General features: G+C 59.2%; 20 protein-coding genes and 1 pseudogene. 3 read left to right on the top strand and 18 right to left on the bottom strand.

The features are described from left to right. Positions 1–68: 68 nt before the first annotated feature. The 3 genes and pseudogenes from guaB to H8B20_RS05855 all read right to left on the bottom strand — a co-directional run. The gene (guaB, locus tag H8B20_RS05865; RefSeq protein WP_115147749.1) at positions 69–1,538 is read right to left on the bottom strand and encodes an IMP dehydrogenase; all 1,470 of its coding nucleotides are present in this window, start codon (positions 1,536–1,538) and stop codon (positions 69–71) included. A 116-nt stretch (positions 1,539–1,654) separates the two neighbouring features. Then, positions 1,655–2,203 carry a sugar ABC transporter ATPase gene (locus H8B20_RS05860; RefSeq protein ID WP_210622609.1) on the bottom strand — a complete coding sequence of 183 codons (549 nt, stop codon included), beginning with the start codon at positions 2,201–2,203 and terminating at the stop codon, positions 1,655–1,657. A 198-nt stretch (positions 2,204–2,401) separates the two neighbouring features. Next, positions 2,402–2,605, bottom strand: a pseudogene (locus H8B20_RS05855) (sulfite exporter TauE/SafE family protein); the annotation flags it as partial. 194 nt (positions 2,606–2,799) lie between these two features. Between H8B20_RS05855 and xseA the strand changes: the two are divergent. The 3 genes from xseA to leuA all read left to right on the top strand — a co-directional run bounded on the left by xseA (position 2,800) and on the right by leuA (position 7,164). Next, the gene (xseA, locus tag H8B20_RS05850; RefSeq protein ID WP_210622608.1) at positions 2,800–4,179 is read left to right on the top strand and encodes an exodeoxyribonuclease VII large subunit; all 1,380 of its coding nucleotides are present in this window, start codon (positions 2,800–2,802) and stop codon (positions 4,177–4,179) included. A 3-nt stretch (positions 4,180–4,182) separates the two neighbouring features. Next, positions 4,183–5,004, top strand: coding sequence for a M23 family metallopeptidase (locus H8B20_RS05845; RefSeq protein ID WP_042560914.1), 822 nt, complete (start codon positions 4,183–4,185; stop codon positions 5,002–5,004). 480 nt (positions 5,005–5,484) lie between these two features. After that, complete coding sequence (leuA, locus tag H8B20_RS05840) at positions 5,485–7,164, top strand: 2-isopropylmalate synthase (RefSeq protein ID WP_210622607.1); 1,680 nt, start codon at positions 5,485–5,487, stop codon at positions 7,162–7,164. Positions 7,165–7,342: 178 nt separating this feature from the next. Here leuA and H8B20_RS05835 read toward each other — a convergent pair whose 3' ends face one another. The 15 genes from H8B20_RS05835 to hscB form a co-directional block, all read right to left on the bottom strand. Next, positions 7,343–8,134 (bottom strand): amidohydrolase, encoded by a 792-nt coding sequence (locus H8B20_RS05835; protein ID WP_210622606.1) that lies wholly within the window; start codon positions 8,132–8,134, stop codon positions 7,343–7,345. Beyond that, positions 8,122–9,270, bottom strand: a complete 1,149-nt coding sequence (locus H8B20_RS05830; protein ID WP_210622605.1) for a pyridoxal phosphate-dependent aminotransferase — start codon at positions 9,268–9,270, stop codon at positions 8,122–8,124. Before H8B20_RS05830 ends, H8B20_RS05835 begins: the two co-directional genes overlap by 13 nt. Positions 9,271–9,416: 146 nt before the next feature. Further along, the gene (gene der / locus H8B20_RS05825; RefSeq protein WP_042560918.1) at positions 9,417–10,886 is read right to left on the bottom strand and encodes a ribosome biogenesis GTPase Der; all 1,470 of its coding nucleotides are present in this window, start codon (positions 10,884–10,886) and stop codon (positions 9,417–9,419) included. A 138-nt stretch (positions 10,887–11,024) separates the two neighbouring features. Further along, a complete protein-coding gene (gene bamB / locus H8B20_RS05820; protein WP_210622604.1) occupies positions 11,025–12,176 on the bottom strand; it encodes an outer membrane protein assembly factor BamB in 1,152 nt (383 codons plus the stop codon). Continuing rightward, complete coding sequence (locus H8B20_RS05815) at positions 12,169–12,810, bottom strand: YfgM family protein (RefSeq protein WP_042560920.1); 642 nt, start codon at positions 12,808–12,810, stop codon at positions 12,169–12,171. The genes bamB and H8B20_RS05815 overlap by 8 nt, the downstream gene beginning before the upstream one ends. 41 nt (positions 12,811–12,851) lie before the next feature. Continuing rightward, positions 12,852–14,141 carry a histidine--tRNA ligase gene (hisS, locus tag H8B20_RS05810; RefSeq protein ID WP_210622603.1) on the bottom strand — a complete coding sequence of 430 codons (1,290 nt, stop codon included), beginning with the start codon at positions 14,139–14,141 and terminating at the stop codon, positions 12,852–12,854. A gap of 33 nt (positions 14,142–14,174) precedes the next feature. Next, a complete protein-coding gene (gene ispG, locus H8B20_RS05805; protein ID WP_042560922.1) occupies positions 14,175–15,284 on the bottom strand; it encodes a flavodoxin-dependent (E)-4-hydroxy-3-methylbut-2-enyl-diphosphate synthase in 1,110 nt (369 codons plus the stop codon). Between the two features lie 3 nt (positions 15,285–15,287). Then, positions 15,288–16,322: a RodZ domain-containing protein gene (locus tag H8B20_RS05800; RefSeq protein ID WP_210622602.1), complete on the bottom strand. Its 1,035-nt coding sequence runs from the start codon at positions 16,320–16,322 to the stop codon at positions 15,288–15,290. Further along, positions 16,322–17,080 (bottom strand): type IV pilus biogenesis/stability protein PilW, encoded by a 759-nt coding sequence (gene pilW / locus H8B20_RS05795; RefSeq protein WP_042560924.1) that lies wholly within the window; start codon positions 17,078–17,080, stop codon positions 16,322–16,324. The genes H8B20_RS05800 and pilW overlap by 1 nt, the downstream gene beginning before the upstream one ends. A gap of 12 nt (positions 17,081–17,092) precedes the next feature. Further along, complete coding sequence (gene rlmN / locus H8B20_RS05790; protein WP_042560925.1) at positions 17,093–18,241, bottom strand: dual-specificity RNA methyltransferase RlmN; 1,149 nt, start codon at positions 18,239–18,241, stop codon at positions 17,093–17,095. Between the two features lie 28 nt (positions 18,242–18,269). Next, complete coding sequence (ndk, locus tag H8B20_RS05785; RefSeq protein WP_210622601.1) at positions 18,270–18,695, bottom strand: nucleoside-diphosphate kinase; 426 nt, start codon at positions 18,693–18,695, stop codon at positions 18,270–18,272. 88 nt (positions 18,696–18,783) lie between these two features. Further along, complete coding sequence (iscX, locus tag H8B20_RS05780; RefSeq protein ID WP_042560927.1) at positions 18,784–18,984, bottom strand: Fe-S cluster assembly protein IscX; 201 nt, start codon at positions 18,982–18,984, stop codon at positions 18,784–18,786. 14 nt (positions 18,985–18,998) lie between these two features. Beyond that, entirely contained in the window at positions 18,999–19,340 is a 342-nt protein-coding gene (gene fdx, locus H8B20_RS05775) for an ISC system 2Fe-2S type ferredoxin (RefSeq protein WP_042560928.1), read from the bottom strand. Beyond that, positions 19,340–21,205, bottom strand: a complete 1,866-nt coding sequence (gene hscA, locus H8B20_RS05770; protein ID WP_210622600.1) for a Fe-S protein assembly chaperone HscA — start codon at positions 21,203–21,205, stop codon at positions 19,340–19,342. The genes fdx and hscA overlap by 1 nt, the downstream gene beginning before the upstream one ends. A gap of 51 nt (positions 21,206–21,256) precedes the next feature. Continuing rightward, positions 21,257–21,778, bottom strand: a complete 522-nt coding sequence (hscB, locus tag H8B20_RS05765; RefSeq protein WP_210622599.1) for a co-chaperone HscB — start codon at positions 21,776–21,778, stop codon at positions 21,257–21,259. Between the last annotated feature and the right edge of the window lie 6 nt (positions 21,779–21,784).

Below are 21,784 nucleotides of genomic sequence, written 5' to 3'. Positions count from 1 at the left end.
GTCGTGATTCAGAAACAACTCGGGGCTGAATAACACAGCCCCGGTTGCTTAACGATTTGCTTGAAGGCTCAACCTACGCGGTAGTTTGGCGCTTCTTTGGTGATCTGCACGTCGTGAACGTGGGATTCGGCCATGCCGGCGCCGGTGATCCGCACGAACTCGGGCTTGGTGCGCATTTCTTCGATGTCGGCGCTGCCGGTGTAACCCATCGAGGAACGCAGACCCCCCATCAACTGGTGAATGATCGCGCTCAGGGTGCCTTTGTACGGCACACGGCCTTCGATGCCTTCCGGAACGAGTTTCTCGGCGCCTGCCGAGGAGTCCTGGAAGTAACGGTCGGAGGAACCTTGAGCCTGGGACATGGCGCCCAGCGAACCCATGCCGCGATAAGCCTTGTACGAACGGCCCTGGAACAGTTCGATCTCGCCCGGCGCTTCTTCAGTACCGGCGAACATCGAGCCCATCATCACGCAGGAAGCACCGGCAACGATGGCCTTGGACAGGTCACCGGAGAAACGGATGCCGCCGTCGGCGATCAACGGCACGCCTGTGCCTTCAAGGGCAGCGGCGACGTTGGCGATGGCACTGATTTGCGGAACGCCGACACCGGCGACGATGCGGGTGGTGCAGATCGAGCCAGGGCCGATACCGACCTTGACCGCATCGGCGCCAGCTTCGGCCAGGGCCTTGGCGGCAGCGCCGGTGGCGATGTTGCCGCCGATCACCTGCACGTCAGGGAAATTCTGTTTGACCCAGCGAACACGGTCGATCACACCTTTGGAGTGACCGTGAGCGGTGTCGACCACCACTACGTCCACACCGGCATTGACCAGAGCGGCGACGCGGTCACCGGTGTCTTTACCGGTACCGACCGCAGCACCCACGCGCAGACGACCTTGATCGTCCTTGCTGGCCAGCGGATAGGCTTTGGCTTTTTCGATGTCGTTGACGGTCATCATGCCTTTGAGGGCAAATTTGTCGTCGACGATCAACACGCGCTCGATGCGGTGCTTGTGCAGCAATTCGCGTGCTTCGTCCTTGCTGGCGCCTTCCTTGATCGTGACCAGACGCTCTTTGGGCGTCATCACTTCACGGACGGTGGCTTCCAGACGGCTTTCGAAACGCACGTCGCGGGAGGTGACGATGCCGACCAGGTCGCCATCGTGCAGCACCGGAACGCCGGAGATATTGTGCATGCGGGTCAGTTCGAACAGGTCACGCACCGTGGCGTCAGCCTCGATGGTAATCGGATCCTTGACCACACCGGCTTCGAACTTCTTGACCTTGCGCACTTCGGCAGCTTGCTGCTCGATGGTCATGTTCTTGTGGATAATGCCGATGCCACCTTCCTGAGCCATGGCGATTGCCAGACGGGCTTCAGTAACGGTGTCCATGGCGGCAGAAACCAGAGGAATGTTCAGTTCGATGCCACGGGTAAGACGGGTCTTGAGACTGACTTCGTTAGGAAGCACCTCGGAATAACCAGGTACTAAAAGAATGTCGTCGAAGGTCAGAGCTTCTTGGCTGATACGCAGCATCGCGGGGGCTCCCGAGCGGGAAAATGGAAGCGCGCCATTATAGTCAGACACCCCCTGCTGTTCAATGTAAAACTCAGCCTTATATAAATGTTGCTGATATACGGGAACGACGGCTGCTACAGCTCCACCTTGACCCAAGAGACAGGTTGATCGAGCCAATCGGCAAATTCGTCGATAAAGCTCTGTTTGAAACCCGCTTCCAGCCAGTTGTTGAAGATGAACCCGAGGTTGGAGAACGCGCACTCCTGCAAGAACAGAAAGCCATTAATGTCGTCTTCATGGCCGCATTCGGGGCAGGTGAAGTTGTCGGTGCGTGCCGGCATCCATTCCTCAAGGCTATCGAACAGCGCTTCGCCGATTTCCCGACGACATTCGGCGCAACCTGCTTCTTCGAGAAAACCCTTGGCCGGGGTGAAGATGCAGCGCTTGGTGACGATCTCCAGGCCATTGATCGCCTCACCGAATGGCAGCGCCTCGGGATGCAGCACCACCGCGCGGGCGCCATCAGCGATCGCGTAGGCCATGCGGTTGCCGGTGCGCCCGCAGGTGCTTAGCTCTTCCTTGACGATGTTCTTGCGCACCAGCCAGCGCACGATCGCCCGCGCCCGGGGCTCGTGCACCGGCAGGGTGGAGATTTTCGGGACGATGATGCTTTGCGAATTCATGATGCAGCCTGCGACGTCTAATGGAAGTTCTGCGGTGCTCACTCCACCGCCATCGCGGGCAAGCCCACTCCCACAGGGTCTGAGGCGAATACAAACATTGTGATCGACTCAAATCACTGTGGGAGCATCGGTGCGCCGATTCGACTTGCCCGCGATGGCGTCAGTGCGGCCGGCAGCTTAATCCCTGACGAAATCCGGTCAAGTGCTGAAGTAGCGCACGATCAACGCAATCCCGCTTGCCAGCACCAGCCACATCACCAGTCGCACAAATGCCTCGCGGGACAAACGCATCGTCAGCCGCCGACCAGTCCACAATCCCAATGCCATGGCCGGTAACAAACACAGCGCCAGCATCAACAAGGGTAGCTCGGCATACACACCTGCGATGGCAAACAGCCCACCGCCATGCACGGCAGCAGCCGCAACCATTCGATTTTTGCTGTTGATTCAGGACAGCGCCCCCATCGGCGTAAGATTCCTTCCCTCGGATGCCGATTGCAACAGCACCGGCGCCCTCGCCTATAGGCAAAATCCCACACCTTTGATCCAACACTTCCTCCAGACATTCACCGGCGAATGCCTTTAAACTGCGCCCCATGATTAAAGATCCCTTTGCAAGACTTGGCCTGGACCGTGAAGTCCTGACCGTCAGCCAGCTCAACGGCCGCGCGCGGGTGTTGCTTGAAGACGTGTTCAGTAACATCTGGGTCGAGGGCGAAATCTCCAACCTCGCCCGTCCGGCGTCCGGCCACATCTATTTCACCCTCAAGGACAGCGGTGCTCAGGTGCGCTGCGCACTGTTTCGACAGAACGCCGCTCGGGTGCGTCAGGCGTTGAAGGACGGTTTGGCGGTGAAGGTGCGCGGCAAGGTCTCGCTGTTCGAGGGCCGTGGCGACTATCAATTGATACTCGACACCGTGGAACCGGCCGGTGACGGCGCGTTGCGCCTGGCCTTCGACGCGCTGAAGGAAAAGCTCAGCGCCGAAGGTCTGTTCAGCGCCGAACGCAAAGTGCCGCTGCCGGCCCATCCGCAGCGCATCGGCATCATCAGCTCGCCGACCGGTGCGGTGATCCGCGACATCATCAGCGTGTTCCGCCGCCGGGCGCCACAAGTGCAGCTGACGTTGATCCCGACCGCCGTGCAGGGCCGCGAAGCCACCGCGCAAATCGTCCGCGCCTTGAAAATGGCGGACGCGCGCGGCTTTGACGCATTGATCCTCGCCCGTGGCGGTGGATCACTGGAAGACCTCTGGTGCTTCAACGAAGAAGCCGTGGCCCGTGCGGTCGATGCCTGCGTGACGCCAATCGTCAGCGCCGTCGGCCATGAAACCGATGTGTCGATCAGCGACTTTGTCGCCGACGTGCGTGCGCCAACACCTTCCGCTGCCGCCGAGTTGCTCGCCCCCGACTCCAGTCATCTGATCCGTCAGGTCGAAAGCCTGCATCGTCGTTTGGTGATGCGTATGCGTGACCGCTTGATGCGCGATCGCTTGCGCCTGGAAGGCATGGCTCGTCGTTTGCGTCATCCCGGCGAACGTCTGCGCCAGCAGGCTCAGCGCCTGGATGATCTGGATATGCGCATGCGGCGGGCTTTCGAGCGCCAGCTCAATACCCGCCGCGAACGTCTCATCCGTCTGGAAACCCGCCTCGCCGGACAACATCCGGGACGCCAACTGGCGATGTTGCGCCAGCGCCTCGACAGCCTCGCCGAACGTCTGCCCCGGGCCATGCGCGAAGCTCTGAAAAGTCGTCGAATGCAATTGCAAAGTCAGATGCAGACGCTGCATGTGGTCAGCCCGCTGGCAACCCTGGGCCGCGGTTACAGCATTTTGCTCGACGAGCGCGGCAACGCGATTCGCAACGCCGCGCAGACACACACCGGCCAGCGCCTGAAAGCCAAACTCGGCGAAGGCGAACTGCAAGTGCGCGTCGAGGACAATCACCTGACGCCCGTCACCCTTTCTTTACTGGACTGATCCATGCCGCGTTTTCTGGCTCCATTGTTTTTGCTGTGCCTGACCTTCAATGCCCACGCAGACAGTTATATCACCCGTCTGCTCAACAAACCGGTGCCCGGCGGCGTGGCCGTGGTTGATCTTGGCGCTGCCGCTCAGGCGCCGAAAGCCACGTATCAGGGCAAACCAGTGCTTGTGGTGAAAGAACAGAACAACTGGCTGGCGATTGTCGGTGTGCCGTTGACGGTCAAGCCTGGCGCTCAACAGATCAGCAGTGGCGGTCGAACCTTGCCGTTCACCGTTGGCAGCAAAAAATACCCGGAACAGCGCATCACCCTGAAGAACACTCAGCAGGTCAATCCGAACCCGGCCAACCTCAAGCGCATCGAGGGCGAGTTGGCCGAGCAGATCAAGGCTTATCGCAGCTTCAGCCCGAACATCCCAAGCAATCTGTTGCTGGACAAACCGGTCAACGGGCCGTTGTCGAGCAAGTTCGGCGTGCGCCGGTTCTTCAACGGTGAAGAACGCAATCCTCACGCCGGCCTCGATTTCGCCGTACCGGCCGGCACGCCGATCAAGACTCCGGCGGGGGGCAAAGTGATCCTGACCGGCAATTACTTTTTCAACGGCAATACGGTGTTTGTCGATCATGGCCAGGGCTTCATCAGCATGTTCTGCCATATGTCGAAAATCGACGTGAAGGTTGGCGATCAGTTGGCTCGTGGGGCAGTGGTTGGCAAGGTCGGCTCGACTGGCCGGGCGACCGGGCCGCATATGCACTGGAACATCAGCCTGAATGATGCGCGGGTGGATCCGGCGATTTTCATTGGTGCGTTTCAGCCCTGAGCTATGTGATGAGGCTACCGGCCTCATCGCGGGCAAGCCCGCTCCCACAGGGTTCGAGGTGAACATGAATGTTGTGTACACCACCAATCTCTGTGGCAGCGTGGCTTGCCCGCGATGACGGACTCACTGTCACCGAAATATTCTGGAATAACACATCACCCTCAATTGCGCCCCAACCAAACCTCGCGCAAACATCAAAACGATCCGGCAACTTACAAACAATAAAATCGCGCAAAACCCGTCTTTTCGAGTATTCCTCTCAATTTTTTTCGACCGCTTGCCAACCTTTGTCCTCGCGGTTAGGGTTGAAGGCATGAAAACCTCTCACACCCTTATTCAGCTTCGCCAGCACCGCAGCCTGTGCCTCGTCAGCGCACGACTGCCAGGCTGAATCGCGGCGCCTCGTCCTACGCTTTTCCCAACACATTCGTTGCACCGGCAGGCCGCCTCTTTTCGGCCCAGACAATAAGGAATTTCCCGATGAGCATGCTCAAAGATCCGTCCTCGAAATACCGCGCGTTCCCCGTCATCAATTTGCCTGATCGCACCTGGCCGTCGAAAACCATCGATACCGCGCCGATCTGGTGCAGCTCCGACCTGCGTGACGGCAACCAGTCGCTGATCGAACCGATGGACGCGGTGAAAAAGCTGCGCTTCTGGAAAACCCTCGTGCAAGTGGGCGTGAAGGAAATCGAAGCCTCGTTCCCGGCAGCTTCGCAAACCGACTTCGACTTCGTGCGTACCCTGATTGAAGAAGGCCACATCCCGGACGACACCACCATTCAGGTGCTGACCCAGGGTCGTGAAGACCTGATCGAGCGCACGTTCGAATCCTTGCGCGGCGCGAAGAAAGCCATCGTTCACCTGTACAACGCCACCTCGCCTTCTTTCCGTCGCATCGTCTTCAACCAAGACAAGGACGGCATCAAGGCCATCGCGGTAAACGCGGCCAAGCTGTTCGTCAAATACGCCGCCATGCAGCCGGACACCGAATGGACTTTCGAATACTCGCCGGAAACCTTCAGCGCCACCGAACTGGAATTTGCCAAGGAAGTCTGTGATGCAGTGATCGAGGTCTGGAACCCGTCGCCTGAGCACAAGATGATCCTCAACTTGCCGGCCACTGTTGAGTGCGCGACGCCGAACATCTATGCCGACCAGATCGAATGGTTCGGTCGCAACATCAACCGTCGTGACAGCGTGATCATCAGCCTGCACACCCACAACGACCGTGGCACCGGCGTGGCCGCCACCGAACTGGGCCTGATGGCCGGCGCCGATCGCGTCGAAGGTTGCCTGTTCGGCAACGGCGAGCGTACCGGCAACGTCGATCTCGTTACCGTCGCACTGAACATGTACACCCAGGGCCTCGATCCTCAGCTGGACTTCTCCGACATCGACGGCGTGCGCAAAGTCGTTGAAGAGTGCAACCAGATTCAGGTTCACCCACGTCACCCGTACGTTGGCGATCTGGTCCACACCGCATTCTCCGGTTCCCACCAGGACGCGATCCGCAAAGGCTTCTCCCAGCAGAAACCAGATGCCCTGTGGGAAGTGCCGTACTTGCCGATCGACCCGGCCGATATTGGCCGCAGCTACGAGGCGGTGATTCGCGTCAACAGCCAGTCGGGCAAGGGTGGCATTGCCTACTTGCTGGAGCAGGAATACGGCATCAGCCTGCCGCGTCGCATGCAGATCGAATTCAGCCAGGTCGTACAGCGTGAAACCGATCGCCTGGGCCTTGAGATGACAGCCAAGCAGATCCACTCGTTGTTGATCAGCGAGTACCTGCAAGCCAACACCCCTTATGCGCTGGTGAGCCATCGCCTGCAGGAAGAAAACGGCAACAGCGCCGTCGAAGTTGAAGTGGCGAGCAAGGGTCAGGGCGAAACCAATCTGCATTGGCGCGGCAAGGGCAACGGTGCGCTGGAAGCACTGGTGGCCGGCTTGCCGATTCCGGTGGAGATCATGGACTACAACGAACACGCGATTGGCGCGGGCACCAACGCCAAAGCGGCGGCTTACATTGAGCTGCGCGTGAACGGCGAACGAGCGGTGCACGGCGTGGGTATCGATGAAAACATCACCACTGCCAGCTTCAAGGCGCTGTTCAGCGCGCTGAATCGCTCGTTGAGCCAGCCGGAAGCGAAAGCGGCTTAATCCACCGCTGAAACGCAAAAGGCCCCGAAGTTAAAGCTCCGGGGCCTTTTTTTTCCTGACATTTTTGTGCAGATTTCACAGCCCCCTTCGCGAGCAGGCTCGCTCCCACAGGAGGATCGCATTCCAATGTGGGAGCGAGCCTGCTCGCGAAAGGGCCCTCCCCGTCACCGCTTGAATTTCAGGTGAATGCGAAGGTGTCGGCATCCAGATTCGCCGGAAAACGCTCGCGATAAGCCGCCAGTGGCGCCGCTTCCAGCACAGCCTTGAACACCCCGTCCGCCTCCCCCGCCGCCAGCAAAGACTCGCCCTGGAAATCCAGCACCTGGCTGTCGCCGGTGTAGGCAAAGCCTTTGCCGTCGGTGCCAACGCGATTCACCGCTGCCACGTAACAGAGGTTTTCGATGGCGCGCGCCGGCAACAATCGATTCCAGTGCAGACGCCGTGCGCCCGGCCAGTTGGCGGTGTACAGGAGCAGATCGGTGTCCTGCGCATCACGGCTCCACACCGGGAAACGCAAGTCGTAGCAAATCAGCGGACGAATTCGCCAACCCTTGAGTTCGAACTGCACCTGCCGCTCACCGGGCGTGTAGTGGTTGTGTTCGCCGGCCATGCGGAACAGGTGACGCTTGTCGTAATGCAGCACTTCACCGTCCGGCCGTGCCCACAGCAGGCGATTGCGATGGCTGCCGTCGGCCGCCTGGATGATCACGCTGCCGGTAATGACCGCATCAAGCCTGGCGGCCTGAAGTCGCAGCCACTTGCTGGTCGGACCATTCTCGGCTTCGGCGAGGGTTTCCGACTCCATCGAGAAGCCAGTGGTGAACATCTCCGGCAGGATGATCAAATCCGCCCCGCGCGCCTGTTCCAGCAACACCTCGAAATGTTCGAAGTTGGCCTGGCGGTCGTGCCACGCCAGACTGGTCTGGATCAGCGCCAGATTAAGGTCAGGTAATGCACTCAGATCACGCATAGTTTTGTCGCCGCTTCGCGCAGCGTCTCCTCGCGTTTGGCAAAGCACAGGCGCACCAGGCGCTGGCCTTCAGGTGGGCTCTGGTAGAACACCGAGATCGGAATACTCGCCACGCCGTGCTCGCGGGTCATCCACAGGGCCATCTCGACGTCGTTCAGGTCAGGACGAATCTGCGAGTAATCGACCAGCTGAAAATAGGTGCCGGCAACCCGGTTAAAGGTGAATCGCGACGGTGCCAGCAGATCACAGAACAGATCGCGCTTGGCCTGATAGAACGCCGGCAGCTCTTCGACGTGCTCCGGGTGCTCGGCCATGTAATCGGCCAAGGCGTATTGCAGCGGCGTAACGCCGCAGAAACTGACGTACTGATGCACTTTACGCAGTTCAGCCGTCAGGGCTGGCGGCGCGACGACATAACCGGTTTTCCAGCCAGTAACGTGGTACGTCTTGCCGAACGAACTGACCACGAAAGCGCGCTGATACAGCTCTTCATGAGCCAGCACGCTGACATGCGGCACGCCGTCGAACACCAGGTGTTCGTAGACTTCATCGCTGATCAGATAGATGTCGCGATCGCGAATCAACGCCGCCAATTGATCCAGTTCGGCGCGGCTGATCAGCGCACCACTCGGGTTGTGTGGGGTGTTGAGGACAATCATTCGCGTGCGCGGGCTCAGGGCGGCAGCAAGCTTGTCGAAATCGATGGAGAAATCGTCGGAGCTCAGTTGCACATGCACGCAGCGACCGCCAGCCAATTGCGTCGCGGGGTCGTAGCTGTCGTAGCACGGGTCAAACACGATGACTTCGTCGCCGCTGTGGATAACTGCCTGAATCGCACAGAAGATCGCCTGGGTGGCGCCGGGCGTCACGGTCACTTCATGTTCAGCATCCACCTTCACGCCATAGCTGCGGGCGATCTTCGCCGCGATCTGCTCGCGCAGTGCTGGCAGGCCGGTCATCGGCGAATACTGGTTATGGCCACTGGCAATGTGCCGACCTACCGCATCGCGCAGAGACTGCGGGCCGTCGAAATCAGGAAAACCCTGGGACAGGTTGATGGCGCCGGTCTGCGCCGCGAGCTGAGACATCTGCGTGAAAATCGTGATGCCGACATTCGGCAGCTTACTGGTGATCATCGGTAGCCCCTTGCAGGTGAGCTGCAAGTTTCAAGCTGTAAGCCGCAAGTTTCAAGCATCAAACTGTCGGACACAAAAAAGGGCTCTGAAAAGAGCCCTTTTTGCTTTTAATTGAAGCTTGCAGCTAAAAACTGGCAGCTGCTTCTTTATTTTTTGTCGCGGCGTTTCTTGTCGGCTTTCTTGCTGTGCGACATCATCCGACGCTTCCTGTTGACCTGGCGGTCAGTCAGGGTGTTCTTGTTGCCTTCGTACGGGTTCTCGCCGCCCTTGAACTCGATGCGGATCGGCGTACCGACCAGCTTCAGCACACGGCGGTAAGTGTTTTCCAGATAGCGCACGTACGACTTCGGCACTTTCTCGATCTGGTTACCGTGGATCACGATGATCGGCGGGTTCGCACCACCCAAGTGGGCGTAACGCAGCTTGATCCGGCGGTTGTTGACCATCGGTGGCGCGTGTTCGCCAACCGCGTCTTCCAGAATCTGGGTCAGACGGTTGGTCGGCCAGCGGGTGACCGCCGACTTGAACGAGTTCTGTACGGAAGCGTAGAGGTTGCCCACGCCAGTGCCGTGCAGTGCCGAGATGAAGTGGATGTCGGCGTAGTCAACGAAGAACAGGCGACGCTGAAGTTCGACTTTCACGAAGTCGCGCTCGCTCGGCGTCATGCCGTCCCACTTGTTGATCGCGATCACCAGCGCACGACCCGACTCGATGGCGAAGCCCAGCAGGTTGAGGTCGTGATCGACCACACCTTCGCGGGCGTCCATCACGAAGATCACCACGTTGGCGTCTTTGATCGCCTGCAGGGTTTTGACCACGGAGAATTTTTCGACTTCTTCGTGAATCTTGCCGCGCTTGCGCACACCAGCGGTGTCGATCAGCGTGTACTTCTCTTCATTCCGTTCGAACGGGATGTAGATACTGTCGCGAGTGGTGCCGGGCTGGTCATAAACGATTACCCGGTCTTCACCGAGCATGCGGTTAACCAGAGTCGACTTGCCAACGTTCGGACGACCGATGATGGCGATCTTGATGCCGTCTTTTTCGCTCGGGCCAGGAATGCGCTTGGCTTCCTCGCCTTCGGCAACGACTTCTTCTTCGCCGTCTTCCGGCTCTTCTTCGTCTCTCGGGAACTCACCCAGGGCGATTTCCAGCATCTGAGTGATGCCACGGCCGTGAGCACCGGCGATAGGAATCGCGTGGCCCATGCCCAACGGAGCAAATTCAGCGCGGGCCATTTCCGGGTCGATGTTGTCGACCTTGTTGGCAACCACGTAGGAACACTTGTTACGTTTGCGCAGGTGTTCGGCGATCATCTGGTCGGCGGCGGTGAAACCGGCCTTGGCATCTACCAGGAACAGCACAACATCTGCTTCTTCAATGGCCAGCAGCGACTGCTCGGCCATTTTTTCGTCCATACCGTGCTCGTCACCGGAGATACCACCGGTGTCGACCAGAATGTAGGAACGCCCTTGCCACTTGGCCTCACCGTACTGGCGATCACGGGTCAGACCGGACAAGTCGCCGACGATGGCGTCGCGAGTCCTGGTCAGGCGGTTGAACAAGGTGGACTTGCCGACGTTCGGTCGGCCCACCAGGGCGATTACGGGAACCATGCGGCTCTCCACTTCGTTATTTCAGAAAATACAAAAGCCGCTGCGAGGCAGCGGCTGGTGCTCGGGGCAACACTGCGGGGTGAACAGGTTCACTCCCACAAGTGAAGCTGCCTGGGGTGTTATCCCCAAGCATAGTTGTTACTTGATGGTCAGGGCTTCCAGTTTGCCGCTGTTGCCATACACATAAATCGTGTCCCCCACCACCAGCGGACGGGCACGCAGGCCGTCGCTGTCGATGCGCTCACGGCCGACGAAACGACCGTCAACCTGACTCAGCAAATGCAGATAACCTTCCAGGTCACCTACTGCAACATAGCTGGAGAACACTTCCGGAGCCGACAGCTGGCGGCGAGCCAGCGAATCGTTGCTCCACAAAGCCGTGGTAGAACGCTCGTCGACGCCTTCAACGGTGCCCGAAGACAGGCTCACGTAGACGCTGCCGAAACCTTGAGCAATACCGGCGTAGCTCGACGCATCGCGCTGCCACAATTGACGACCGCTTTCCATATCCAGTGCCGCAACGCGACCCTGATAGCTGGCAACGTACAGCGTGCCGCCGGACAGCAGCAGACCGCCGTCGATGTCGACCACGCGCTCCAGTTCCGAACGACCCTGTGGAATCGCAATGCGTTGTTCCCACACCGGGACGCCATTGGAAATATCCAGGGCGACTACTTTACCGGTCGACAGGCCAGCCACCGCGAGGCGGTTGGTCACGAGCGGTGCGCTGGTGCCACGCAGGGTCAGCACGGCTGGAGTGCTGTCATACACCCAGCGTTGAGTACCGGTGGAAGCATCCAGGCCGATCAAACGATCATCCTGAGTCTGCACTACGACCACGTCGCCGTTGTTGGCCGGCGGCGCAAGGACTTCGCTGTTGACGCGAGCACGCCACTTCTCTTCACCGTTGATGGTGTCCAGAGCGACGACTTCGCCACGAAGCGTACCAATCAGAACCAGACCGTAACCGACGCCAACGGCGCCCGAGACAGGCAAATCAAGATCCTGTTCCCACTTCACGTCGCCGTTACCGCGATCCATGGCCATTACCACGCCGGTCACATCGGCCGCGTAGATGGTGTCACCGTCGATCGCCGGTACCAGCATGTTGTAGGTTTCGCCCTGACCGTCACCGATCGAACGACTCCACTGCTTTTGCAGAACCACTTCTTCTTTGAAGTCGGTCAGCTCGGCCGGTGGCAATTCTTTTTTGCTGTTGCTGCTGCAACCCGCGGCCAAAATGGCCAGAGCCAGCAATGCTGCATGCTTCCAACGGATCACGTCACGCATCCCCTTTAGCCAGGTCGTCGAGCTTGATTTGAAGGCCACCGACCGCCGCTTCATCCGACAGTGCTGCCTTGGCTTTTTGATACGCCTTGTTCGCGTCGTCGGTACGGCCCAGCTTCACCAGCAGGTCGCCCTTGAGCTCTTCGCGAGTGGCCAGGAACGCCGTGTCGGCGTCGCCGTCGAGCAGTTTCAGAGCGTCATCCGCCTTGTCCTGCGCGCCCAGCACCTGCGCCAGACGCTGACGGGCGATTTCGCCCAGCGCCGGATTGGCCGGTTTGTCGACGATGGTTTTGAGTTCGGTCGCGGCGTCGTCCAGCTTGCCGCTGTCGACTGCAACCTTGGCCACGAACAGGCTGCCGTACTGCGCGTAAGCAGTGCCGCCGAATTCGCTCTTGAGCTTGCCGGCCAGATCCGCAACGCGGGCAGCATCAGGCTTGCCGTCAGGCGTCAGCGTGGTTTCCAGCAGTTGCTGATAGAGCACCGAGGCGCCTTGCGACTGGTTGTCCTGATATTTGTGATAAGCCTGCCAGCCGAACACGATAACCAGCGCCAACAGGCCGCCGGTGACCAGAGGTTTGCCGTTGCGTGTCCACCAGTCCTTCAAATCCGCCAACTGTTCGTCTTCGGTACTCGACACCCCAATACTCCTTAATCGCTAAATCGGCTGTTAGGACAGCTTCAACCCTGCACGACGCAGGTGGCCAGGTGAGCGGCAAGCGCATCCCAGGCAATGCTTTGTTGTTCGCCCTGGCCACGCAGGGGTTTGAAACCTACCACTTGCTGGGCCATTTCGTCGTCACCGAGGATCAGTGCGTACAGCGCACCGCTCTTGTCGGCCTTCTTGAACTGGCTTTTGAAGCTGCCAGCGCCGGCATTGACTTGCAGACGCAGGTTTGGAAGCTGATCACGCACACGCTCGGCCAGAGCCAGACCGGCCAGCTCGGCTTCTTCACCGAAGGCGCAGAGGTAGACGTCGACCTGACGGGAAATTTCTTCCGGGATCTGCTCGAGGGTCTCGAGCATCAGCACCAGACGCTCGATGCCCATGGCGAAGCCAACGCCGGTGGTCGGCTTGCCGCCCATTTGCTCGACCAGGCCGTCGTAACGACCGCCCGCGCACACAGTGCCCTGGGCGCCGAGCTTGTCGGTGACCCATTCGAATACGGTTTTGCTGTAGTAATCGAGGCCGCGTACCAGCTTCGGGTTGAGCACGTACGGAATGCCGACGGCATCCAGACGGGCCTTCAAGCCTTCAAAGTGTGCACGGGATTCGTCGTCCAGGTAGTCGGCCATTTTCGGCGCATTGACCAGCACGGCCTGGGTGTCGGCATTTTTGGTGTCGAGCACGCGCAGCGGGTTGGTTTTCAGGCGACGCTGGCTGTCTTCGTCGAGCTTGTCGTGATGCGCCGAGAGATACTCGACCAGCGCTTCACGGTAGCGACCACGGGAATCGCTGGTGCCGAGGCTGTTGAGTTCGAGTTTGACCGCATCACGGATGCCCAGCTCGCCCCACAGGCGCCAGGTCATGGTGATCAGCTCGGCGTCGATGTCCGGACCGTCGAGGTTGAACACCTCCAGACCGATCTGATGGAACTGGCGATAACGGCCTTTCTGCGGACGCTCGTGGCGGAACATCGGCCCGATGTACCAGAGTTTCTGCACCTGGCCACCGCCCGTGATGCCGTGCTCAAGTACAGCGCGTACGCATGCCGCGGTGCCTTCCGGACGCAGGGTCAGGGAGTCGCCGTTGCGGTCTTCGAAGGTGTACATCTCTTTTTCGACAATGTCGGTCACTTCACCGATCGAGCGTTTGAACAGCTCGGTGAACTCGACGATCGGCATGCGGATCTGCTTGTAACCGTAGTTATCCAGCAGACGCGCAACAGTGCCCTCGAAATAACGCCACAGCGGGGTCTGTTCGGGCAGGATGTCGTTCATGCCACGAATGGCTTGCAATGACTTGCTCACTTTAAATCCTTAAATTCGTTCGGCTCTGTAGGCTCAGCCGCGCGCGATAACCGCTGCGTCAGCTTCGACCTTTTCGGCCGCTTTCTGGCGGATCAGCTTTTCCAGGTGATCCACCAGATTTTCATTCGTCAGTTTCTGCGCCGGCTTGCCGTCGATGTAAATCAGGTTTGGCGTGCCGCCGGTCAAGCCGATGTGGGCTTCCTTGGCTTCGCCGGGGCCGTTGACTACACAACCGATCACCGCGACATCCAGCGGCACCAGCAGGTCTTCAAGGCGCCCTTCCAGCTCGTTCATGGTCTTGACCACATCGAAGTTCTGCCGCGAGCAGCTCGGGCAGGCGATGAAGTTGATGCCACGGGAACGCAAATGCAAAGACTTGAGAATGTCGTAACCGACCTTAACTTCCTCGACCGGGTCGGCCGCCAGCGAGATGCGGATAGTATCGCCAATCCCCTCGGCGAGCAGCATACCTAGGCCCACGGCGGATTTCACCGTGCCAGAACGCAATCCACCCGCTTCGGTGATGCCCAGATGCAGCGGCTGGACGATTTCTTTCGCCAGCAAGCGGTAGGCTTCGACGGCCATGAACACGTCGGAGGCCTTCACACTGACTTTGAAGTCCTGGAAATTCAGGCGTTCGAGGTGCTCAACGTGGCGCAGGGCCGATTCGACCAGCGCCGCCGGAGTTGGCTCGCCGTATTTCTTTTGCAGGTCTTTTTCCAGCGAGCCGGCGTTGACGCCGATACGAATCGGGATACCGCGGTCACGAGCAGCATCAACCACTGCACGCACGCGATCTTCGCGACCGATGTTGCCCGGGTTGATACGCAGGCAGTCCACACCGAGTTCGGCTACGCGCAAAGCGATCTTGTAGTCGAAGTGAATGTCGGCAACCAGCGGCACCTTGACCAATTGCTTGATCTTGCCGAATGCCTCGGCGGCGTCCATGTCCGGCACCGAAACGCGAACGATGTCGACGCCGGCCGCTTCCAGACGATTGATTTGCGCAACGGTGGCGGCTACGTCATTGGTGTCGCTGTTGGTCATGCTCTGCACAGCGATAGGCGCATCGCCGCCTACCGGTACGTTGCCGACCCAGATCTTGCGCGAAACGCGACGTTTGATTGGAGATTCGCCGTGCATGACTTATTGACCCAACTTCAGGCGAGCAGTCTCGCCACTGGTGAACGGAGCGGTATCGACCGACTGGCCGTTGTAGCTGACCTGTGCGCCACGGGCATAGCCCAGTCGTACGGCAAACGGTGGTTTGCCGGCAACAGACAGACTATCGCCTTTACGCTTGAGGCCACTGAACAGAATCTTGCCGGTGCCATCGGCGACTTGCGTCCAGCAATCAGCAACGAATTGCACAGAAACCTGACCTTGACCCGCAACTGGCGCAGCCGCTTGCGCGGTTGGCGCTGGCGTCGCAGGAGCCACCGGAGCGGCGACGGTCGGCGCAGGAGTAGCCGGAACATTCGCTGCCGGCGTCGCCGGTGCAGCGACAACCGGAGCTGGCGTTTGAACCGGTGCAGTTGGCGTCGCGGCCGGTGCTGCTGGAGCCGTTGCCGGAGCAGCAGGCTCGGCGCCTGTGGATTCAGCGGTGGTTTCCGATTGTGGCAGCGCCAAATCAGTCGTGCCTTCGGCCTGACCTTCGGCAACGGCCTGGTCTTCCGGCTCGTCAATCGGGTGAATCTGCGTGGTACCGTCGGCGCCTTCGACTTCGACGTGCTCAGGGGCAAGGCTGGTCAGGTCTTTGGTGCGCTGCGAAGTTTGATCCTGCCACCAGACGAAACCGCCACCGATGACCGCGATCAGCAACAGCAGGCTGACGATGCGCAAAATGGTGTGGGAAACCCGCACCGGCTCTTCGATACGACCCAGCGCATGCACGTTGCTGCCCTGGGAATCGGTGCCGGTGGACTGGTCAAATTGCTGAACCAGAGCGGTCTGGTCCATGCCGAGCAACTTGGCATAGGCGCGAATATAGCCGCGAGCGAAGGTGTGCCCCGGCAGCTTGTCGAAAGCGCCGGCTTCAAGATTGCTCAGGGAAGTCACGGTGAGGTTGAGCTTGAGGGCCACTTCGGCCAGCGACCAGCCATTGCTTTCGCGGGCCTGGCGCAAGGTCTCACCGGGGTTAACGCGATTCGCTGCTACAACTTCGGGATGCGCCGCTTTCATCATTGCTCCGACAGGTATTGCTGATATTCCGGCGTACCGGGATAGAGTCGTTTTAATTGCAGGCCATAACTGGCTGCCTTGTCGCGATCTTCAAACACTTTCGCCAGCCGAACGCCGAGCAATAGACTACGTGCATTTTGTTCGGTTAGCAGGCTGAAACGGTCGTAATAGTCACGTGCGGGCACATAATGCCTGTCTTCGAAGGACAACTCAGCCATTTCCAGCAATGCGCGCGGTTGTTGACGATTCAACCGCAGGGCTTTTTCCAGCTGCTGTTGCGCCAGATCACGCTGGCCGAGCTTTGCCGCCGTCATGCCGAGGCTCTCGAACACGCGCGAGCGCTCAGGATACAGGGTATCGGCGGCGGCCTGTTCAAAACGCTCGTAGGCTTCCTTGTAACGCTGTTCTTCGTAGAGAAAACTGCCGTAGTTGTTGAGGGTGCGGGCATCGGCGGGACGTGAAGACAAGGCCTTGCGGAAGTGTTCGTCAGCAAGTGCAGGCTCCATCTCGGCCTGGAACACCAGACCGAGCGCAGCATTGGCGTCAGGGTCAGAGCTGTCCAGGTCAAGGGCCTTTTTAAGCGGCACCTTGGCGCGCTCGGTCATGCCCTGCTGCAAATACCCCAGCCCCAACTGCACATAAGCGGCTCGCGCTTCGTCGCGGCCCTTGCTGGTCTTCATCGGGTTGTAGTCACCCGACAGGACACAGCCAGCACTCAGGCTGGCCAGCAGCAACAGCAGCGCAAAGCGCAGGGACATAGAGATCCTCTCTTAGTTTGTATTCGCGGCGTTCTGCGCCAGATCGCCGTCGGCGTTCAATTCCCGCACGGCAATGTAACGTTCGCTGCGACGGGTGCGATCCAGCACCTGTCCTACCAATTGTCCACAAGCCGCGTCGATGTCTTCACCACGGGTGGTGCGCACAGTGACGTTGAAGCCTGCCTGATGCAGTTGATCCTGGAACCGGCGGATAGCATTGTTGCTAGGCCGCTCGTACCCGGAGTGCGGGAACGGGTTGAACGGAATCAGATTGATCTTGCATGGAATGTCTTTCAGCAACTCGACCATCTCAACGGCATGTTCGACTTTGTCGTTGATGTCCTTGAGCAAGGTGTACTCGATGGTCAGCACGCGCTTCTCGCCCAGGGACGACATGTAGCGCTGGCACGACTCGAGCAGCATCTTAAGCGGATATTTCTTGTTGATCGGCACCAATTGGTTACGCAATGCGTCATTCGGTGCGTGCAGGGACAACGCCAGGGATACGTCGATGTGCTTGGACAGCTCATCGATCATCGGCACCACACCCGACGTGGACAGGGTCACGCGGCGCTTGGAGATCCCGTAGCCGAGGTCATCCATCATCAGATGCATGGCGGCGACGACGTTGTCGAAGTTCAGCAGCGGCTCACCCATGCCCATCATCACCACGTTGGTGATGGCACGGTCGACTGTGGCCGGGACGCTGCCGAAAGATTTGTTGGCAATCCACACCTGACCGATGACTTCGGCGGCGGTGAGGTTGCTATTGAAGCCTTGCTTGCCGGTGGAGCAGAAACTGCAGTCCAGGGCACAGCCTGCCTGGGACGAAACGCACAAGGTGCCGCGCTTGCCCTGGGGAATGTACACGGTCTCGACACAGCTGCCGGACGCCACGCGCACCACCCACTTACGGGTGCCGTCGGTGGAGATGTCCTCACTGACAACTTCGGGACCACGGACCTCGGCAATAACCTTGAGCTTGTCGCGCAAGGCCTTGCTGACGTTCGTCATGGCGTCGAAATCATCGACGCCAAAGTGGTGAATCCATTTCATTACCTGACCGGCACGGAAACGCTTCTCCCCGATTGAGTCGAAGAATTTTTCCATTTCCGGCTGGGTCAGACCCAGCAGGTTGGTTTTAACAGTCGATGTAGTCATGGATTCACCTTCACTCTTAAGCCAATGCTTAGCGAGTGGTTACTTCAGTAGCTGCGAAGAAGTACGAGATTTCACGAGCAGCTGCGGCTTCGGAGTCCGAACCGTGAACAGCGTTGGCGTCGATGGAATCAGCGAAATCAGCGCGGATGGTACCGGCAGCAGCTTCTTTAGGGTTGGTAGTGCCCATCAGCTCACGGTTCAGAGCGATAGCGTTTTCGCCTTCCAGAACCTGAACAACAACAGGACCGGAGATCATGAAGGAAACCAGGTCGCCGAAGAAACCACGAGCGCTGTGCTCAGCGTAGAAGCCTTCAGCTTCAGCTTTGGACAGTTGCTTCAGTTTCGAAGCTACAACGCGCAGGCCGGCTTTTTCGAAACGAGTGGTGATTTCGCCGATGACGTTTTTTGCAACAGCGTCAGGCTTGATGATGGAGAAAGTGCGTTGAACAGCCATGGTGTAACTCCAGAAACGGTAATTTGTGAAAAATTAAACCCGCGAATTATACGCGGGTTCTTGGGTATTGCCTAACCTGCGAGGACGATCAGTCCAATTCTTCGGCCCAGAGCGTCTGAACCGCTTCCAGTACTTTCTCGCCAACGCGACCAGAGGTGTCATCAAAGTCAGGCAGATTCATGATCATCTGCTGCAGACGGACGAAACCTACAGAATACGGATCGATACCGGGGTGGGCCTCGGCCAGCTCTTCTGCAATACGTTGAACATCATTCCAACCGTAGCTCATGACAGTCTTACCAGTCAGTGCGGCGCTTCGGCCGCATGGTTAAGCGAATATTTCGGAATCTCGACGGTGATGTCTTCCTCACCCACGATAGCCTGACAGGCCAGTCGCGATTGCGCTTCCAGACCCCAGGCACGATCAAGGAAGTCTTCTTCCAGCTCGTCAGCCTCTTCCATCGAGTCGAAACCCTCGCGAATGATGCAGTGACAAGTGGTGCAGGCGCAGACGCCGCCGCAAGCACTTTCCATCTCGATGTGGTGTTCGTGGGCCAGTTCAAGAATCGATGTGCCGGGCGCAGCCTCGACCACCATACCCTCAGGGCAGAACTTGTCGTGGGGCAGAAAAATGACCTGCGGCATCAGATATCCTCGATTTCATTCAGATTGCGCCCCGACAGAGCGGCTTTCACCGTCAAATCCATGCGGCGGGCAGCAAAAGCATCGGTCACTTGCGACAGACGCTTGGTCTGCTGCTCGATGGCGTAACCATCGGTACCTTTCATCAGTTCGGCCAGTTCCTGCAATTGCAGGTCGATAACCATGCGCTCTTCGGCGTCAAGCAAACGCTCGCCATCCACCTCCAGAGCACCCCGCACGGCTTCGATCAGACGCTGGGCATCGACTTGCTGTTCACGTAGAACGCGAGCGACCTTGTCGTCATTGGCGTGCTGGAACGAGTCCTTGAGCATTTTGGCGATTTCGCCGTCGGTCAGACCGTAGGACGGTTTGACCTGAATGCTCGCTTCAACGCCCGAACCGAGTTCGCGGGCGGAAACGCTGAGCAGACCGTCAGCGTCGACCTGGAAGGTCACGCGAATCTTCGCCGCACCCGCGACCATCGCTGGAATGCCACGCAATTCGAAACGCGCCAGCGAGCGGCAGTCACTGATCAACTCACGCTCGCCTTGCAGCACGTGAATCGCCATTGCCGACTGACCATCTTTATAAGTGGTGAAGTCCTGAGCACGGGCGACGGGGATGGTGGTGTTGCGCGGAATCACCTTCTCCATCAGACCGCCCATGGTTTCCAGCCCCAGGGACAGCGGAATCACGTCGAGCAGCAGCAGTTCGCCGCCATCGCGCTTGTTGCCAGCCAACGTATCGGCCTGGATCGCGGCACCGATGGCCACCACTTGATCCGGGTCGATCTCGGTCAACGGCTCACGACCAAAGGCTTCGGCAACCGCTTCTCGAACGCGCGGGACGCGAGTCGAACCGCCGACCATGACCACGGCATGCACGTCTTCCAGCTCGATGCCGGAATCACGAACAGCACGGCGGCAGGCTTTCAGACTGCGCGAGACCATCGGCTCGATCAGCGCATCGAAGGCTTCGCGGGTCAGCTGTGCTTTCCAGTCGCCGTAGGCAACTTCAACACTGGCCGCATCGGTCAGGGCTTCTTTGGCCGCGCAAGCGGTTTGGAGCAGATTACGTTGCGCGCCAGGATCGAGATCGGCGGACAGGCCCGCGCTCTCGATGATCCAGCTGGCAATCGCATGATCGAAATCATCGCCGCCCAGCGCGCTATCGCCGCCAGTCGCCAAAACTTCAAACACACCGCCAGTGAGACGCAGAATCGATATATCGAAAGTGCCGCCGCCCAGGTCATAGATCGCGACCAGGCCTTCGGCGTGCTGATCCAGACCGTAAGCCACAGCGGCCGCGGTCGGCTCATTGAGCAGGCGCAGCACGTTCAGACCGGCCAATTGGGCCGCATCTTTGGTGGCTTGGCGCTGAGCATCGTCGAAATACGCCGGAACGGTGATCACCGCGCCAACCAGTTCGCCGCCCAAGGTCGCTTCAGCACGCTGGCGCAACACTTTGAGGATTTCGGCGGAGACTTCGACCGGGCTTTTCGGGCCCTGCACGGTATCGATGAACGGCATGTGCGATTCGCCGCCGACAAAGCGGTATGGCAGTTGCTCGCCCAATTGCTTGACGTCGGACAGACCACGACCCATCAAGCGCTTGACCGACAGCACAGTGTTCAAAGGATCGGAAGCGGCAGCCAGCTTGGCCGACTCGCCGACTTCGACGCGGTCGGAGTGGTAACGCACGGCAGACGGCAGTATGACCTGCCCGTTTGCGTCGGCCAGCGGCTCGGAAAGACCACTGCGCAACGCAGCGACCAGCGAATTGGTAGTACCCAAGTCGATCCCCACAGCCAGGCGACGCTGGTGCGGTTGAGGACTTTGGCCGGGTTCGGCGATCTGCAGTAGGGCCATCGTGATCAGGACTTATCTGTATATCAGGCGTGCGACCGGAGCGGCACTGGGTTAATCGTCGAGGCGCTCTTCTAACTGGCGCACTTCGTAGGTCAGCTTGTCGAGGAACTGCATGCGCCGCATCAGGCGTTCGGCCTGATCACGTTGCGCTGCATCGTCCCAACAGGCTGCAAAACTTTCGTTGAGTTCTTCCTGGGCCACTTTCAAGCGACGCTTGAATACCGCGACGCCGTCGAGATCGGCACTGTCCTGGAGGTCTTCGAGCTCTTCGCGCCATTGCATCTGCTGCAAAAGAAACTCGGGATCATGGACCGTGATTTCCATCGGCACTTCATGCCCACTGACCTTCAGCAGATAGCGCGCACGCTGGGGCGGGCTCTTGAGCACCTGATAAGCCTCGTTGAGGCCGGCAGATTGCTCAAGCGCCAACCGCTGCTCGCGCTCGGAAGCATCGGCAAAGCGGTCAGGATGAACACCACGCGCCAACTCACGGTAGCGCGTGGCCAACTGCTCGAGATCCAGACGGAAGCTCGGTTGCAGCTCGAATAAAGCGAAATGACAAGGAGTACCCACGACAAG

It is taken from the genome of Pseudomonas sp. P42 (genome assembly GCF_017973755.1).
Classification (GTDB): domain Bacteria; phylum Pseudomonadota; class Gammaproteobacteria; order Pseudomonadales; family Pseudomonadaceae; genus Aquipseudomonas; species Aquipseudomonas iridis.
The sequence above is the reverse complement of the archived record's forward strand: the minus strand, read 5'-3'. Positions and strand labels throughout refer to the sequence as shown.

Excerpts from the sequence above, each read along its gene's own strand:
- bamB (WP_210622604.1), bottom strand. The coding sequence starts at position 12,176 with ATGCGTGACGTGATCCGTTGGAAGCATGCAGCATTGCTGGCTCTGGCC.
- hscA (WP_210622600.1), bottom strand. The coding sequence starts at position 21,205 with ATGGCCCTACTGCAGATCGCCGAACCCGGCCAAAGTCCTCAACCGCAC.
- H8B20_RS05835 (WP_210622606.1), bottom strand. The coding sequence starts at position 8,134 with ATGCGTGATCTGAGTGCATTACCTGACCTTAATCTGGCGCTGATCCAG.
- fdx (WP_042560928.1), bottom strand. The coding sequence starts at position 19,340 with ATGCCGCAGGTCATTTTTCTGCCCCACGACAAGTTCTGCCCTGAGGGT.
- leuA (WP_210622607.1), top strand. The coding sequence starts at position 5,485 with ATGAGCATGCTCAAAGATCCGTCCTCGAAATACCGCGCGTTCCCCGTC.
- H8B20_RS05800 (WP_210622602.1), bottom strand. The coding sequence starts at position 16,322 with ATGAAAGCGGCGCATCCCGAAGTTGTAGCAGCGAATCGCGTTAACCCC.
- H8B20_RS05830 (WP_210622605.1), bottom strand. The coding sequence starts at position 9,270 with ATGATCACCAGTAAGCTGCCGAATGTCGGCATCACGATTTTCACGCAG.
- ispG (WP_042560922.1), bottom strand. The coding sequence starts at position 15,284 with ATGCACGGCGAATCTCCAATCAAACGTCGCGTTTCGCGCAAGATCTGG.
- der (WP_042560918.1), bottom strand. The coding sequence starts at position 10,886 with ATGGTTCCCGTAATCGCCCTGGTGGGCCGACCGAACGTCGGCAAGTCC.
- rlmN (WP_042560925.1), bottom strand. The coding sequence starts at position 18,241 with ATGACTACATCGACTGTTAAAACCAACCTGCTGGGTCTGACCCAGCCG.
- guaB (WP_115147749.1), bottom strand. The coding sequence starts at position 1,538 with ATGCTGCGTATCAGCCAAGAAGCTCTGACCTTCGACGACATTCTTTTA.
- H8B20_RS05860 (WP_210622609.1), bottom strand. The coding sequence starts at position 2,203 with ATGAATTCGCAAAGCATCATCGTCCCGAAAATCTCCACCCTGCCGGTG.
- xseA (WP_210622608.1), top strand. The coding sequence starts at position 2,800 with ATGATTAAAGATCCCTTTGCAAGACTTGGCCTGGACCGTGAAGTCCTG.
- iscX (WP_042560927.1), bottom strand. The coding sequence starts at position 18,984 with ATGAGCTACGGTTGGAATGATGTTCAACGTATTGCAGAAGAGCTGGCC.
- pilW (WP_042560924.1), bottom strand. The coding sequence starts at position 17,080 with ATGTCCCTGCGCTTTGCGCTGCTGTTGCTGCTGGCCAGCCTGAGTGCT.
- ndk (WP_210622601.1), bottom strand. The coding sequence starts at position 18,695 with ATGGCTGTTCAACGCACTTTCTCCATCATCAAGCCTGACGCTGTTGCA.
- H8B20_RS05845 (WP_042560914.1), top strand. The coding sequence starts at position 4,183 with ATGCCGCGTTTTCTGGCTCCATTGTTTTTGCTGTGCCTGACCTTCAAT.